This window comes from Oxalicibacterium faecigallinarum, assembly GCF_014635705.1.
Taxonomy (GTDB): domain Bacteria; phylum Pseudomonadota; class Gammaproteobacteria; order Burkholderiales; family Burkholderiaceae_D; genus Oxalicibacterium; species Oxalicibacterium faecigallinarum.
Map to the genome: position 1 here is coordinate 973,952 of NZ_BMDI01000001.1, position 14,804 is coordinate 988,755.

The 14,804-nt window shown below is 54.6% G+C and carries 15 protein-coding genes; 11 read left to right on the plus strand and 4 right to left on the minus strand.

Annotated elements, in window-relative coordinates; genetic code table 11:
- Positions 1 to 87 precede the first annotated feature (87 nt).
- A complete protein-coding gene (gene rpsO / locus IEV29_RS04700; protein ID WP_188380083.1) occupies positions 88 to 357 on the minus strand; it encodes a 30S ribosomal protein S15 in 270 nt (89 codons plus the stop codon).
- A 149-nt stretch (positions 358 to 506) separates the two neighbouring features.
- Between rpsO and IEV29_RS04705 the strand changes: the two genes are divergently transcribed.
- Complete coding sequence (locus tag IEV29_RS04705; protein ID WP_188380084.1) at positions 507 to 1,031, plus strand: hypothetical protein; 525 nt, start codon at positions 507 to 509, stop codon at positions 1,029 to 1,031.
- 71 nt (positions 1,032 to 1,102) lie between these two features.
- On the opposite strand, the gene oxlT is transcribed toward IEV29_RS04705, so the two are convergent.
- The 3 genes from oxlT to IEV29_RS04720 all read right to left on the minus strand — a co-directional run bounded on the left by oxlT (position 1,103) and on the right by IEV29_RS04720 (position 4,030).
- Positions 1,103 to 2,413 carry an oxalate/formate MFS antiporter gene (oxlT, locus tag IEV29_RS04710; RefSeq protein ID WP_188380085.1) on the minus strand — a complete coding sequence of 437 codons (1,311 nt, stop codon included), beginning with the start codon at positions 2,411 to 2,413 and terminating at the stop codon, positions 1,103 to 1,105.
- A 190-nt stretch (positions 2,414 to 2,603) separates the two neighbouring features.
- Positions 2,604 to 2,918 carry a hypothetical protein gene (locus IEV29_RS04715; protein ID WP_188380086.1) on the minus strand — a complete coding sequence of 105 codons (315 nt, stop codon included), beginning with the start codon at positions 2,916 to 2,918 and terminating at the stop codon, positions 2,604 to 2,606.
- A 389-nt stretch (positions 2,919 to 3,307) separates the two neighbouring features.
- On the minus strand, positions 3,308 to 4,030 hold the full coding sequence (locus IEV29_RS04720) for a pseudouridine synthase (protein ID WP_188380087.1): 723 nt from the start codon (positions 4,028 to 4,030) through the stop codon (positions 3,308 to 3,310).
- 113 nt (positions 4,031 to 4,143) lie between these two features.
- Between IEV29_RS04720 and hisC the strand changes: the two genes are divergently transcribed.
- The 10 genes from hisC to IEV29_RS04770 all read left to right on the plus strand — a co-directional run bounded on the left by hisC (position 4,144) and on the right by IEV29_RS04770 (position 14,763).
- Complete coding sequence (hisC, locus tag IEV29_RS04725; RefSeq protein ID WP_188380088.1) at positions 4,144 to 5,205, plus strand: histidinol-phosphate transaminase; 1,062 nt, start codon at positions 4,144 to 4,146, stop codon at positions 5,203 to 5,205.
- 35 nt (positions 5,206 to 5,240) lie between these two features.
- Positions 5,241 to 5,717, plus strand: a complete 477-nt coding sequence (locus IEV29_RS04730; protein WP_188380089.1) for an SRPBCC family protein — start codon at positions 5,241 to 5,243, stop codon at positions 5,715 to 5,717.
- A gap of 43 nt (positions 5,718 to 5,760) precedes the next feature.
- A complete protein-coding gene (locus tag IEV29_RS04735) occupies positions 5,761 to 5,973 on the plus strand; it encodes a DUF2970 domain-containing protein (protein ID WP_188380090.1) in 213 nt (70 codons plus the stop codon).
- A gap of 80 nt (positions 5,974 to 6,053) precedes the next feature.
- The gene (locus IEV29_RS04740) at positions 6,054 to 6,869 is read left to right on the plus strand and encodes an MlaE family ABC transporter permease (protein WP_229726232.1); all 816 of its coding nucleotides are present in this window, start codon (positions 6,054 to 6,056) and stop codon (positions 6,867 to 6,869) included.
- A 16-nt stretch (positions 6,870 to 6,885) separates the two neighbouring features.
- Positions 6,886 to 7,863 carry an MlaD family protein gene (locus IEV29_RS04745; RefSeq protein WP_188380091.1) on the plus strand — a complete coding sequence of 326 codons (978 nt, stop codon included), beginning with the start codon at positions 6,886 to 6,888 and terminating at the stop codon, positions 7,861 to 7,863.
- Positions 7,860 to 8,537: a hypothetical protein gene (locus IEV29_RS04750; protein WP_229726233.1), complete on the plus strand. Its 678-nt coding sequence runs from the start codon at positions 7,860 to 7,862 to the stop codon at positions 8,535 to 8,537. The genes IEV29_RS04745 and IEV29_RS04750 overlap by 4 nt, the downstream gene beginning before the upstream one ends.
- 123 nt (positions 8,538 to 8,660) lie before the next feature.
- On the plus strand, positions 8,661 to 9,188 hold the full coding sequence (locus tag IEV29_RS04755) for a hypothetical protein (RefSeq protein WP_188380092.1): 528 nt from the start codon (positions 8,661 to 8,663) through the stop codon (positions 9,186 to 9,188).
- A gap of 172 nt (positions 9,189 to 9,360) precedes the next feature.
- Positions 9,361 to 10,146 (plus strand): translesion DNA synthesis-associated protein ImuA, encoded by a 786-nt coding sequence (gene imuA, locus IEV29_RS04760; RefSeq protein WP_188380093.1) that lies wholly within the window; start codon positions 9,361 to 9,363, stop codon positions 10,144 to 10,146.
- Entirely contained in the window at positions 10,076 to 11,557 is a 1,482-nt protein-coding gene (locus IEV29_RS04765) for a Y-family DNA polymerase (protein ID WP_229726234.1), read from the plus strand. Before imuA ends, IEV29_RS04765 begins: the two co-directional genes overlap by 71 nt.
- Positions 11,558 to 11,622: 65 nt before the next feature.
- Complete coding sequence (locus IEV29_RS04770) at positions 11,623 to 14,763, plus strand: error-prone DNA polymerase (protein WP_188380094.1); 3,141 nt, start codon at positions 11,623 to 11,625, stop codon at positions 14,761 to 14,763.
- Positions 14,764 to 14,804 lie beyond the last annotated feature (41 nt).

The window sequence follows — 14,804 nt, forward strand, 5'->3', positions numbered from 1 at the left end:
CACAAGCAAACTGCAAAAAACAAAATGCCCGCATCAGAGAACTGACGCAGGCACTTTCAGTAAAGCTGGATAATATGCTGCAACGAATTACTTACGCAGACCGAGCTTGGCGATCAGATCGCGATAGCGATTCAGATCTTTGCTTTTCAGGTAAGCGAGCAAACTTTTACGACGATTAACCATCATGATCAGACCACGACGGGAGTGGTGATCTTTCGAGTGTTCTTTGAAGTGACCATTGAGGTCATTGATGCGTGCGGTCAGCAGAGCGACTTGCACTTCCGGCGAACCGGTATCGTTTTGGCTGCGTGCGTTATCGGCAACAATGCTTGCCTTTGCGGATTTTTCGAGCGACATGATAAGACCTTTCACATGCGATGCGTGGAGTCACAACCCCGGCACATCGTGAACAACAATTAATAGATTTGGTCGAAATGACCAAGGCGGGAGTATAACGGAAAATGCAGGCCCGCTTCAAACTTCTTGCCTGATTTCAGAGGAAAACGATGAAAAGTAGCCAAAAAACAATAGTACAGACCGCCGCTGCCGCCATTTTAACGCTTGCGTTGAGCGCATGTGCCGTCTGGCAACCTGCCGCATTGCAACTTGGCGAGACTGAAGAGCAGGTTATCAGCCAACTGGGAGCACCGACTGCACGCATTCCGAGCGACGATGGCGACATTCTTGAGTACAACCGCAATCCCTGGGGACAGGCCACTCATCTTGCCAAATTTGGGCCCGATCGCAAGTTGCGTTCGTACGAACAGGTGCTGACTACACAGCACTTTGCGAAAATCACGCTGAATAGCGCAACCAAAATGGATGTGTTGCGTACAGTGGGGCATCCATCCGAAACCTCCTATCTGCCGCGCCAGCAACTGGAAGTCTGGTCTTACCACTACAGGGAAAGCGGTGCGTGGAATTCCGTCATGTACATTCACTTCAACCAGAATGGCATCGTCACGCTGATGCAAAACACGCAAGATCTGCGCTTTGAAAACGATGGCATGTTTGGTTTTTTTGGCAGCTGATTTCAGTCGCCCAATGAAAAAGCCGATGCAGATGCATCGGCTTTTTTCACATTAGACGCGAAAACAACGTATTAAGCTGCCACGCCCTGTTGCGCCTCTTCCTGCTGCGCCAGGCCTGCCTCCTTGGCCAGCAGACGTTTGCGCATCGGACCGAGAAGTAGCTTGGCCGACAAACCTGCAGCGATCGTGATCACGGCAGCCGCAACAAACACGCGGCTCCAGTTGCCATTCACGGCAAATACCGAAGCCAACGGCACCAGCAATGCAGCCGTCCCCTTTGCCGTGTACAACGTACCGGAGTTACCGGCGGCAAATTTGGAACCGAAGATATCGGCACAGGTTGCCGGGAAGATGGAGAAAATTTCACCCCAGAACAGGAAGATCAGTGCAGCAAACACCATGAAGGCATACATGTTATGGCCCCAGGTCATCAGGCCCAGCAGCGACAAGCCTTCACCGATAAAGACGATGAACATGGTATTTTCACGACCGATCTTGTCGGAAACGAAACCGCACAATGGACGCGTAATACCGTTTGCCACGTTATCGATGGACAGGGTCATCGTCAGCAAGGGCAAGGTCACACCGAACAGCGTGACAGGCAACGAAGCCAGACCGTAGTCGGTTGCGATGGGACCAAGCTGCGCCGTTGCCATCAGGCCACCGGAAGCCACCAGCACGAACATCACATACAACACCCAGAAAATCGGCATGCCAAGCATCTCTTTGGTCGTGTAGTCCTTCTTGTTGGCAGTACCGGCTTTGGCAACAGCAGCTTTCGGTGCGACAGGCTTCACCAACAGCATCGACAGAACAAAAATCGCCACGCCCTGAATGATGCCGAAGGTCAGCAGGGTTTTTTCGTATCCCGAGGTCTGGATCATGTTGGCAATCGGAATCACGGTGACCGCAGCGCCGGCACCGAAACCGGCAGCAGTCAGACCAGCAGCCAGACCACGACGATCCGGGAACCACTTCAGCGCATTACCCACGCAGGTACCGTAGACACAACCGGCACCAATACCGGAGACAACGGCACCGGCATACAGCATTGGCAAGGTCGACGCGAAGCTGTAGATGATCCAGCCAAGGCCGGCACAGATCGCACCGCCCGCAACCACCGGACGCGGACCGAATTTATCAACCAGATAACCTTCGATTGGCACCAGCCAGGTTTCGGTCACGATGAAAATCGAGAATGCCAGCTGAATGGCTGCCTTGCCCCAGTGGTGTGCTTCGTCCATTGGTGTAACAAACAAGGTCCAGCCATATTGCAGATTGGCGACAAAGGCCATGCAAATGATGCCGATGAACAGTTGGGCCCAGCGATTTTTGTAACCTGTGCCGCCCGCATTGGCGACTGCAGTTTGCGTGCTATTCATTATTACTACCTCTCAAGTCATGAAGTCCTGTTCCTGTCGGGCCGCACAGGGCCGATCAGGTCGTGTTCTGGATGACTGCGGATAGCCGTGATCCGGCTGCATCAGGGACTGCAAAAACGCTACGGTCTGAGCCGTCTGTTCGTTTCGTTGCAGTGCACACCGCCGTAACGATGCCTGCGCCGACTATCCGCTAGAGGCGCGGCGGAGCGCGCGAGAAGTAGTGAGAAGGAGTGACGTAGAACAGCTGCTCGAAAGCTACTGCTGCTGTATGGAAGACAGTCTTGTGGACTGCCTGCGAATAAACGGCACTGGTAGGCGCGTCGTCGCATTCGTCAATCGCCAGATGCTTGAAGAGCTCGCCATCAGCGGCTGCGCCCTCTTCCATCGTGCACTGGTGATCGAATGCCGTTCGCTGCACATGGTCGAGCGCACCCGCGAACGCCATCTGCTGCGAGAACAGCAGCAGAAGCGAAAGACATAAGGTCATCAGGGAACGCGATTTCATGGCATCAAAGGCAAGTATCAGAAAGACAATTCAACACTCTTGAAATATTTCAAAACAATTTCATTTGTGAATATCTGTTATGACAGTGAATTGATTATAGTGCGATTTAAAAATAAATGTCGGAAGATATTCAAGCCGCGACTGACTGATATTCAGAAACCGTCAGAAAGGGGCAACATGACAAGATGACTATCCGCCGCAAACCCTTATCCGGTCTGGGTGTACGGAATCACGAACGAACGATCACATCGTCATCCGGCGCCACAAGTGGATAAAAGATAGGGAACAAGCAGAGAAACGAAAACAGGCTGCAAGCAGAACGGCAAACGAACGTTCACCAGAAAACAAGCGAGGGCAAAATCACGCAGATTCTGCCCCTTCATTAGATATCAAGACTGAGCAGGTCGTAACAGCGCCAGTTGCGCTTCGTCCAGATAAGTCCACTCTCCCTCGGCCAGATCCAACGCATCCAGCATCAACTCGCCAATTGCAATACGGCGCAATGCCGAGCAGTGATTGCCAGCCGCTGCCAGCATGCGCTTGACCTGATGGTATTTGCCCTGCTCCAGCACGATCTCGATCTGATAATCATCGACCTTGCGGCAGGTCTGTGCCGCCAGCGGCGCGGGTTCGTCATGCAACTGCACGCCATCCAGCAGTTGTGCAATCAAGGCATCCGTAACCGGTTCATGGGTCGTCGCCACATAGACTTTCGGAATATGTCGCTTGGGCGAAGACTGAGCATGGATGAATGGCCCGTCGTCCGACATCAGCAGCATCCCGGTCGTATCATGGTCCAGACGTCCCACCGGCTGCAACTCGCGCCATGTGAACTGCTCCGGCAACAACGTCAGCACACCCGGATGATGGCTGGGCTTGCGTGAACATTCGAAGTTGGCCGGCTTGTTGAGCACGATATAAACATGCTCGCGATACTCCCACTCTTCATCAAAAATCGTGAAATGCAGGCCAGTCGTATCGAATGTCGCACGGTAGTCATCGACAATCTCGCCATTGATACTGACTTCGCCGTCTTCGATCAGATTACGACAATATTTACGGGTGCCGAATCCCTGCGATTGCAGGATGCGGTCAAGGGACAATTTACTCATGGCGGCACTCTACCAGAAGCGCCTGAGCCAGTCATTGCGCGACTTCTGTCCATCAACATCATTTTCAGCTCCGGCTCGCTATAGAATAACGCTCTATCTTTAAAGGAAAATGCATGAGCCAATTCTGGAGCCCGCTGGTACGCACATTGACACCCTATGTTCCCGGCGAACAACCGAAGGTCAGCGGTCTGATCAAACTGAATACCAACGAAAATCCGTATCCGCCTTCGCCAGCAGTCATGGCGGCCATGCACGCGGTCACTGCGGATTCATTGCGCCTCTACCCTGACCCGGACTCTTCACAGCTCAAGCAGACGTTGGCCGCTTATCACAAGGTCAAACCTGAAGAAATTTTTGTCGGCAATGGCTCCGATGAAGTACTGGCTTTTGTATTCATGGCGCTGCTCAAGCATGATGCGCCACTGCTTTTCCCTGACATCACTTACAGCTTCTATCCGGTTTACTGCAAGCTGTATGGCATCGACTATGACGAAGTCGCGCTCACGCAGCAGATGGAAATCAGTACGGCCGATTACATTGATCGTGACTGCGGTGCCATCATCTTCCCGAATCCGAATGCACCAACCGGTATTCCATTACCACTCTCGACCATCGAGAATCTGCTGATCGCCAAACCAAACACGCTGGTCGTTGTGGATGAAGCCTATGTCGACTTCGGAGGCGAAACGGCCATGCCATTGACACAGCGCTATCCGAATCTGCTGGTCGTGCGCACTTTCTCCAAATCGCGCTCACTGGCAGGCCTGCGTGTCGGCTTTGCTGTTGGCCACAAGGATTTGATCGATGGTATGGAACGCGTGAAAAACAGTTTCAATTCCTATCCAATGGATCGCGTGGCCGTTGCTGGCGCCATCGCCAGTTATCAGGATGAAGCATACTTTCAGAAAACGCTGTCCGACGTCATCACCAACCGCGAACAAACCACGCAAGCGCTGCAAAAACTCGGATTCTCCGTTTTGCCATCCAGCGCCAACTTTGTCTTTGCCACGCATTCCGCATTTTCTGCGGAACAGCTAGCGGCAGGATTACGCGAACGTGCCATTATCGTGCGCCACTTCAAGCATCCACGCATCAACCAGTATTTGCGTATCAGCATCGGCACGCAGGAAGAATGCAGTAAATTGATCGAAGCATTAACGCAGCTCACCACCTAACCCACCGGTTGCATGCCGGGTCAAAGGAGAATGCCATGACGACAGCAACACCCGCAGATCGCACACTGATACTCAGTCGTACGTTTGATGCGCCACCTGCTCTCGTCTTCAAGGCATGGACGGATCCGGCACTGCTCAAACAATGGTTTGTGCCCAGGCCGTGGAGCATCGCCAGGGTGGAAAACGACGTGCGTGCTGGCGGCAGCAACCTGATTGTCATGCGCGATCCGGATGGCAATGAGTATCCGAATCAAGGCATCTATCTGGACGTCATACCCAATGAACGTCTGGTATTTACGGATGCCTATATCAGCGCCTGGCTGCCATCGGAAAAACCCTTCATGACCGGCATCATCACCTTCGAAGCAGCAGACGGCGGACGCAAAACCAAATACACCGCGCGTGTCGTCCATTGGCGTGTCGAAGATCGTGAAGCACATGAAAAAATGGGGTTCCATGAAGGCTGGGGCAAATGCGCCGATCAACTGGCCGAATTACTCGCCACGCTCTGACCGACCATCATTGCACCATCACTAACCTGAACGAGGAGTTGTGATGCAGGAGCCAAACAAACAACCGCCGCAAAAGAAATCCTTCATCGCCACGTTGATCGCCGTGTTCTGGTCATTCATCGGTTTGCGAAGACGCAGCGATTACGAGACGGATGTCACCGGACTCAATCCTGTCTACGTCATCCTTGCCGCACTGATTGGCGCAGCGCTGTTCATCGCACTGCTACTGGCACTGGTATCTCTGGCGACCGGATAAGCGCGAATCGCAGCACCTTCTTTCCCATCGCGTCAACACTTCCACATGTCTGGCATAAAAATCGCTGCTACCATGCCACTATGATCGTCAAGGCTTCGACATCCAATCCGCTTTTCCGCATGAGCCGCAGCGCCCAGCGCTGGCTTGTCGGTAGCTGGCGCACCCTGCTGTTCGGCGTAATGATGTTGTCACTGATGTTTTCACCGGCCAGCTATCGCCGTGAACATCGCCGCGCTGTCGCCTATCAGATTGTGTTGGGTACCAATGCCAACCTGATCTGGTTCACTGTTCTATCCGCGTTAATCAGTCTGATCCTGATCCGTATTGTGGTCGTCACGGCGGTCAGCTACGGCCTGTCTCGCTATGCGCTGGAGATGGTCGTGCGCGTGCTGGTGCTCGAGTTGATTCCGCTGACGGCCGCACTCTTCATCGCCCTGCGTCGCACCTTGCCCGACGGCGTCGAACTGGCTGAGATGCGCGCGCGCGGCGACCTGCATGCCATGCGTGCACAAGGCCTTGACCCGTTGCGACTGGAGTTTTTTCCTCGCGCCGCTGCCGGTATTTTTTCGGTTCTGATGCTGGCGGCGTTGAGTTGCATCCTGACACTGATTCTTGCTTACCTATCGATCTATGGTTTCAATCACTGGGCTTTACCCGGCTACACACGCATCGTCGGGCAAATCTTCAATCCCGCCGTGACCATGATCTTTGTTCTCAAGACGGTCTTTTTCAGCCTGGCCGTTTCCCTGATTCCGATTGCATCGGCGCTGTACTCAACGCAAGGTGTGCCATTGCACAGCCGCTCCAAAGCCGCCAACGAACTGGCTGCCATGGTGCGGCTTTTTGCCGTTTTACTGCTGATTGAAATTGCCTCCTTGATGGGCAACTACTACTAACTCCGGTCAAGTATTCATGCCTGAACAAACACCCCCATCCGACTCCCTGCCGCCATCGACTGCCGCTGCACTTGCGCCCGGCAATCTTGAGTTCAAGGCAGCCATGCTGCTTGTCTTTCTGGTCGTGATGATCTGCAGCGCGATTGGTTATCTGATGTATGCACGCGGCGCGTTCGAATCCACGCAGGATCTGGTATTGCTGGCCGACGATGCGGAGGGCGTGACAGTAGGCATGGATCTGACATTCTCCGGCTTTCCGATCGGACGGGTCAGCCGCATTGAACTGGGCAAGGATGGCAAGGCACGCATGATCGTCGCTGTTGCCGAAAAAGATGCGCACTGGCTACGCAGTTCCAGCGTTTTCGCGATGGAAAAACCAATCGTTGGTGGCGCCAAACTGCGCGCGTTCACCGGTTTGCCGGATGACCCGCCGTTGGAAGCCGGTGCCGAGCGTGTCTTGCTGGTCGGCGACGTCGCGGCAGAAATCCCCTTGCTGGTTGCATCCGCCAAGCAACTGATCGAAAACCTCAACAGCCTGAGCGACGCGCAATCTTCGCTCTATGCAACCTTGGCCAACGTACAGGCGCTGACCGAAAAACTGAACGGGCCGAATGGTGCGCTCGGTGCCTTGCTCGGCAATGAAAAGGATGCACAGAAAATGGTCGTCACGATTGACCGCGCCAATAGCGTGCTCACTCGCGTCGACGGTTTGCTGGCCAAGGCCGATGCGCAGGTATTCGGCAAGGATGGCGACAGTCAGGCCACCATCGTCCAGCTCAACGCCATGCTCGGCGAAGCGCGTCAGAGTCTGAAAAAACTCGACAGCGTTTTGACGGATGCACAAGCAGTTGCCGGTAACGCCCGTGCAGCAACGGCTGATCTGGACACCTTGCGCGGCGATGTCGATAAAAGCGTGCGCAAGGTCGAACAACTGGTCAATGAACTCAACCGCAAATGGCCATTTGCACGTGATACGGAGTTGAAACTGCCATGATGTTCTCTCTTTCACGCACAACCATTCTGGTTTCGCTATTCTTGCTGACGGCCTGTGCCGGCACACCCGCCCCCGACTGGCAGATGGAGGCCAAAAGCGGCATCGAACGATCAACCACCGCCTACCTCGAAGGCAATGATCGTGTCGAGCAACAGGAGTTTGCGCTCGCCTACAAGGAAGTCGCTCGCACCGGCAAGATTGACCTGCTGGCACGACTGGAACTGACACGCTGCGCAGCACGTGTGGCCAGTCTGATTCTGGAAGACTGCGCCGGTTTCACCCGATTGCGTCAGGATGCGTCCGCAGAGGAACGCGCCTATGCCGATTATCTGGCAGGAACGATCACAACACAGGAAGTCTCCCTCCTGCCAACAACACAACGTTCGACGGCTGCTGCCTCAAGTGACACTGCCGCCGCAGCCGCATTGCAAGGCATCGACGATCCCTTCGCGCGCCTGATTGCTGCCGGCGTGCTATTTCGCAGTCATCGCGCAACCCCTACCGTTCTGCAAACGGCCGTGGATACTGCCTCGGCACAAGGATGGCAACGTCCGTTACTGGCTTGGCTGAACGTGCAAGCAATGCGTGCCGAGCAAGCAGGTGCCGCAGAAGAAGCGCAACGCATACGTCGCCGCATGGCGTTGATTGAGTCAAGCAAGTCAACGCCGCGTTAATTTCCCGACCTTTCCCAAAGGAACACACACAAGCCAGCACATTTTGAAGTTCTTGCAAGTTGGGTTATGATAAAAAAGATGTCTTTTTGATATCTTTTCTTTTGCCCCCTTGGAGAACGACAAATGAAAATGCTTGGATTGCCCCTCACCCTCTTCCTCCTGACCGGCTGTGCTGCGACCGTCAACAACACCTCATCCAGCGCACCCGCGATCAAAACATCCGCCGCATCCGCCAAAAACATCACCCTCAACCTGAGCGGCGATAAACAGCACACCGCTGGCGGCGACTGGGAAAAATTGAAAGCAGCCTGGCAATACGGCATGAAAACAGCGGCAAGCGGCATTGGTGCCGGCTACAGCGAACAGGAAGGCAAACCACGCGCGACTGGTCAGGATGGCACGGTCATCGCCGTCCAGATCAAGGATTATCGCTATATCGGCACTGGCACCCGTTACGGCCTCGGCGCCTTCTCCGGCAATGCCTTCGTCGATGCGAATGTCAAGTTCATCAATGCCCGCACCGGCGCCCTGCTGGGTGAACGCAACTACAACACGACGTCTTCCGCATGGCAGGGCATTTTCTCGCCGATGACGGACAAGCAAGTCGAAGCACTCAGCAACGAAATCGTCAAGGAAGTACAAAGCAAATAACGCCACGTCACGGCGCTTGAGCGCAGTCCATCCACCACGGAGGCAAAAAACAACGCCGATAAATATTTTCGGTTAAATGCCAGACAGACCTTTTATACTGTATGAATATACAGTATATTGATCGTGCGCTTACGCCAGTAGCGCGCTATTCCGATCGTATTTGGAGGTTTTCATGGCAGCCCTTTCGACAGCACAAGCACATTCGCAACCATCCATTCTGGCGACACTGCCGGACAATGTCTGGCGTGGCAATCAGATGGGCGCAAGCCAAACCAGGCCTGTGGCATCCGGCTTTCGTCTGCTCGACAAGGAATTGCCCAACGGCGGTTGGCCACCTTCTGTACTGATCGAATTACTTTTGTCGAATCCGGGCATTGGCGAATTACGTCTGCTGGCACCCACGCTCTCGCAACTGACCAAGGCCGGTAAAAGCGTCATTCTGCTGGCACCACCGCATATTCCTTTTGCGGCTGCACTGACCGAACTGGGTATTGATCTCAAACACGTCTTGCTGATCGAGGCAGACAAACCAACCGATCGCATCTGGGCAGTAGAACAGGCGCTCAAGAGCGCCAGCTTTGGCGCCCTGTTATGCTGGCTGCCCAAGGCACGCACCGATCATTTGCGACGCCTGCAACTGGCCGCAGCCAATGGCGATGGCCTGACGTTTGTATTCCGTCCGCTGGAAGACAGCACGCAATCTTCACCGGCACCGTTACGCATGGTATGTCGGCCTGCGGCAAGCGGACGCATGTCGGTCGAGATCATTAAACGCCGTGGCCCTGTCCATACAGAACCTGTTCTCGTTCCGCTCTCCATCCCCGATATTCTCGTGACGCCATTTGCAACACGCGCCATGAGCAAACCCGTTTTTCCAGTCCCTTCCTATGCTGTGGATCGCGCTGCACTTGCCGCAACTGCCGCTCGACATCGTGCTGCGATGCCGGTACGCATCTGAGCAACTTGCACAGTTACCGCTGGCTGTCTCGGACCACAAGCGCATTGGCTGGTGTAATACGGCAGCGCTTGATGCGGGCATTCGTGCTGGCATGTCGGAGGGGAATGCGCGTGCGCTGAACGCTCAGCTGGAAATCGTTCCACGCACGCCACCGGAAGAAATACGTGCCCTGCACGAAGCCGCACTATGGAGCCTGCACTTTACACCGCACGTCACCCTGCGCGGATGCGGACTGCTGGCGGAAGTCGCTGCCAGCCTGCGTCTGTTCAGCGGTGCCGACAATATTGCGCACCGCTTGTTGCAGGGCATCCGGCAACTGGGCTTGCACGGCAATCTTGCCATGGCCTCCACAGCGACTGCCGCCTGGCTGCTCGCACAATGTCCGTCACAAAAAACATTCCACGACGAACAGCACGCACTCGATTCTCTGCCGGTCCATGTACTCACTCATGCTCAACCCTGGATCGACACCTTGCATGGTATTGGTTGTCACACACTCGGCCAATTGCGGCAATTGCCGCGCGCTGGCATCACACGTCGTTTCGGCAAACTGCTGCTGACCGAAATCGATCGCGCATATGGCAAGGAAACCGAAGCCCACGCATGGTTTGAAGCGCCCACGATTTTTCAGGCAAGACTAGAGCTGATATCCCGCGTAGAACATGCCGAATCGCTGTTATTTGCAGCACGCCGTCTGGTATTGCAACTCACTGGCTGGCTGACCGCCCGTCACGCAGTTGTCTCGGGCATCACGCTCTGGATGCATCACGAATCGAGTCGTCGACGTGATCATCAACGCACACCTCTGACGATTGTGCTGGGCATGGCAAGTCGCGACCCGGAGCATTTGACGCTTCTGCTGCGCGAGCGGCTGGCGCTGCTGACATTGCATGCACCTGTGATCGAACTGTCACTGCATGCCGATCAGATTGCGCAACAGGCCGCACCGAATACCGAACTGTTTGCCACATCTGCATCGCAGTCAGAATCAAGTAGTCGTCTGATCGAACGCCTGCAGAATCGCCTGGGGAAAGACGCGGTCAAGCAACTTGCACCATGGGGTGACCATCGACCGGAATACAGCAATGTCGCAAGCAGTGTGTTCAACGTATCGCCCCAACAGCAGAACAGATCGCGTCGACAGCCTCTCAGCGCCGCAACCAGACCAAGCTGGTTATTGCCGCAACCACTGCCACTGCGTACCCGTCAGCACAAGCCGGTTTATCACTCGCCATTATTGTTGCTCACCGGACCAGAACGCATTGAAGCCGGCTGGTGGGATGACGCACTGGCCACACGTGACTATTTCATTGCCGAGAATGAACAACATTTGCTGCTCTGGATTTTTCGCACGCGCATTGGCACGGAAGACGATGGTCCGCGCTGGTTCTTGCACGGCTTGTTTGGATGAGCGTTCATGCATGCGACACCTCATTGGCGCTCATACACATGAGTAAATAAATTTCAGGCTTACACATGTCCCATGCACTACCTGACTATGTCGAGCTGCATTGCCAGTCCAACTTTACCTTTCTGCACGGTGCCTCACACCCGGAAGAACTGGTCGAGCGCGCATTTCAATTGGGTTACCGCGGCATTGCCATCACCGATGAATGCTCGCTCGCTGGCGTTGTACGTGCACACGTAGAAGCAAAAAAACGAGGCGACAACTTTTGCCTGATTCTTGGCAGCGAGATCACCCTCGCTTGCGGTACCAAGGTCGTCCTGCTGGCGACCAATCTGAACGGTTACGGCAACCTGTCCGAGCTCATCACCATCGGACGCCGACGTGCCGAAAAAGGCCGTTACGAACTGCATCGTCACGATCTGGAGCATGCGAACACGTTGTCGTCCGCACCACATCTTGCCGGACTGCCGGATTGCCTCGCCCTCCTGATTCCACAGCGCGGGACAGATCAGAAGATCATTGAAGAGCAGGCGCAATGGCTTGCCCGGACGTTTCCGACTCGTGCCTGGATAGCCGTCGAATTGTTGTACTGGTCGGATGACGATGCCTGGCTGGCACAGCTACACGCGGTTGCCGCAGCAACCGCATTGCCGCTCACCGCAAGCGGTGCCGTGCTCATGCACGTCCGTTCACGCAAGCCCTTGCAGGACACACTGACAGCCATCCGACTGGGAAAAACGGTCGCCGATTGCGGCCTGGACCTGCAGCCCAATGCCGAACAGCATCTGCGATCACGGATGCGACTGGCGCAGATATATGCCGCCGACTTGTTGCAGGAAACCCTCCGCATTGCCGCGCGCTGCAATTTTTCTCTGACCGAGATCAGCTACCAGTATCCGGAAGAAATCGTACCGCAGGGCGAAACCCTGTCCGGCTATTTACGGCGTCTGACTTATGAAGGTGCAGCCAACCATTGGCGCGAGACAGGCATCCCCGCAGATATTCAGAGAAAGATAGAACATGAACTCACGCTTATTACCGAGCTGGGTTATGAACCTTTTTTTCTGACGGTCTATGACATCGTCAAATTTGCGCGCAGCCGTAACATCCTTTGTCAGGGACGCGGTTCCGCAGCCAATTCCGTGGTCTGCTTTTGCCTTGGCATTACCGCCGTCAATCCGGAGCAGAGCAGCGTCTTGTTTGAGCGCTTCATCTCACGCGAGCGTGACGAACCACCGGATATCGATGTCGACTTCGAACATCAGCGCCGTGAAGAAGTCATGCAGTACATCTACCAAAAGTACGGCCGCCATCGTGCCGCGCTTGCCGCCTCACTGATTACCTACCGCCCACGCTCCGCCATGAAGGATGTTGGCAAGGCACTCGGACTGGATTTCGATCAGGTTAATCGCCTATCCACTTCACACAAATGGTGGGATGGACGAGAAGTACGCGAAGAGCGATTGCGGGAATGCGGTTTTGACCCGCAATCCCCCATCGTGCAAAAACTGGTGGAATTAACCGGAACGTTGATCGGCTTTCCACGCCACCTCTCTCAGCACGTCGGGGGCTTTGTCATTGCGCGCGACAATCTGGCGAGGCTCGTCCCGATCGAGAATGCATCAATGAAAGATCGCAGTGTCATTCAATGGGACAAAGATGATCTTGAATCGCTCAAACTGATCAAGGTCGATGTGTTGGCACTTGGCATGCTGTCCGCCATACGACGTGCCATCGATATGCTGCGTGTACGCCTGAATGAGCCAGCTTACGAGATACGCAACATCCCGGATAAAGATCCCTACACTTACGACATGATCTGCCAAGCCGACACCATTGGCGTCTTCCAGATCGAGTCACGTGCACAAATGTCGATGTTGCCGCGCCTGCGTCCACGTGAATACTATGACCTCGTCGTACAGGTCGCTATCGTGCGTCCCGGCCCGATACAGGGCGGCATGGTACATCCATATTTGACACAGCGGCACATTCCCAGGGGAGAACTTGTCCTGCGTGATGAGCTTAAAAATGCATTGGAACGAACGCATGGCGTTCCAATCTTTCAAGAGCAAGTCATGCAGATCGCTATCGATGCGGCAGGCTTCACGCCCGGTGAGGCCGATAAGCTGCGTCGTGCCATGGGAGCCTGGAAACGCAAAGGCACGCTAGAGGAATACAACGACAAACTGAGAGCCGGTCTGGCAAAAAACAACTTCGAGCCTGAGTTTGCCGAACGATTGATCAGACAGATTGCAGGTTTCGGTGAATACGGCTTTCCGGAATCGCACGCCGCCAGCTTTGCCCTGCTGGTCTATATATCCGCCTGGATCAAGCGGCATCATCCCTCCGTCTTTCTGGCTGCTTTGCTGAACTCGCAACCAATGGGCTTTTATTCTGCATCCCAGCTCGTGCAAGATGCTAAACGTCATGGCGTGCCTGTCTATCCCGTTGATGTCATGCAAAGCGATATCGAATGTACATTGGAAGATATCCATTCGAACATGCCGCCAGTACGTCTCGGATTGTCGATGATCAAGGGACTTTCCTCAGACAGCGCGGCGCGGATTGTTCGTGCACGCATGCAGCAACCATTCTGCAGCATCGATGATCTGGCACGTCGCGCGCAACTCGATCAGTTCGAACTCGGCGCACTCGCACGCGCCAATGCGTTATTGCCATTGAGTGGCCATCGTCGACAGGCCAAATGGGATGTCTCGGCAATGCGACCTGCGTCGGCCCTATTGCGTGATGCCCCCATCAACGAAGCACCTCTCATCCTCCCGTCTGCCAGTGAAGGACAGGAAATCGTGGCTGATTACGCCAGTGTCGGGCTCACCCTCAAGCGGCATCCGCTTGCCCTGTTGCGACCCCGACTCAAGCAAATGAATTTATCAACCGCACTGGAAATGCGTGGTTTTGCCAATCGAAAAATTGCGCGTACAACGGGAATCGTCACCATGCGTCAGAGACCACCAACAGCAAAAGGCACCATGTTTGTCACACTGGAAGATGAAACCGGCATCACCAACGTCATCATCTGGCCGGATCTGATTGAAAAGCAGCGCAAGGAAATTCTCAATGCGCAGCTGATGACGGTCTATGGCATCTGGCAAACCAAGGACGACGTGCATCATCTGGTTGCCAAGCGCATCGTGGATCATTCCCATTTGCTGGGCGCTTTGAATATCAACAGTCGTGATTTTCAATAATGCTGTGCAAGGAAAAAATCACATACCCGTTTGGGCAAGCC

Excerpts from the sequence above, each read along its gene's own strand:
- rpsO (WP_188380083.1), bottom strand. The coding sequence starts at position 357 with ATGTCGCTCGAAAAATCCGCAAAGGCAAGCATTGTTGCCGATAACGCA.
- IEV29_RS04705 (WP_188380084.1), top strand. The coding sequence starts at position 507 with ATGAAAAGTAGCCAAAAAACAATAGTACAGACCGCCGCTGCCGCCATT.
- oxlT (WP_188380085.1), bottom strand. The coding sequence starts at position 2,413 with ATGAATAGCACGCAAACTGCAGTCGCCAATGCGGGCGGCACAGGTTAC.
- IEV29_RS04715 (WP_188380086.1), bottom strand. The coding sequence starts at position 2,918 with ATGAAATCGCGTTCCCTGATGACCTTATGTCTTTCGCTTCTGCTGCTG.
- IEV29_RS04720 (WP_188380087.1), bottom strand. The coding sequence starts at position 4,030 with ATGAGTAAATTGTCCCTTGACCGCATCCTGCAATCGCAGGGATTCGGC.
- hisC (WP_188380088.1), top strand. The coding sequence starts at position 4,144 with ATGAGCCAATTCTGGAGCCCGCTGGTACGCACATTGACACCCTATGTT.
- IEV29_RS04730 (WP_188380089.1), top strand. The coding sequence starts at position 5,241 with ATGACGACAGCAACACCCGCAGATCGCACACTGATACTCAGTCGTACG.
- IEV29_RS04735 (WP_188380090.1), top strand. The coding sequence starts at position 5,761 with ATGCAGGAGCCAAACAAACAACCGCCGCAAAAGAAATCCTTCATCGCC.
- IEV29_RS04740 (WP_229726232.1), top strand. The coding sequence starts at position 6,054 with ATGATCGTCAAGGCTTCGACATCCAATCCGCTTTTCCGCATGAGCCGC.
- IEV29_RS04745 (WP_188380091.1), top strand. The coding sequence starts at position 6,886 with ATGCCTGAACAAACACCCCCATCCGACTCCCTGCCGCCATCGACTGCC.
- IEV29_RS04750 (WP_229726233.1), top strand. The coding sequence starts at position 7,860 with ATGATGTTCTCTCTTTCACGCACAACCATTCTGGTTTCGCTATTCTTG.
- IEV29_RS04755 (WP_188380092.1), top strand. The coding sequence starts at position 8,661 with ATGAAAATGCTTGGATTGCCCCTCACCCTCTTCCTCCTGACCGGCTGT.
- imuA (WP_188380093.1), top strand. The coding sequence starts at position 9,361 with ATGGCAGCCCTTTCGACAGCACAAGCACATTCGCAACCATCCATTCTG.
- IEV29_RS04765 (WP_229726234.1), top strand. The coding sequence starts at position 10,076 with ATGCTGTGGATCGCGCTGCACTTGCCGCAACTGCCGCTCGACATCGTG.
- IEV29_RS04770 (WP_188380094.1), top strand. The coding sequence starts at position 11,623 with ATGTCCCATGCACTACCTGACTATGTCGAGCTGCATTGCCAGTCCAAC.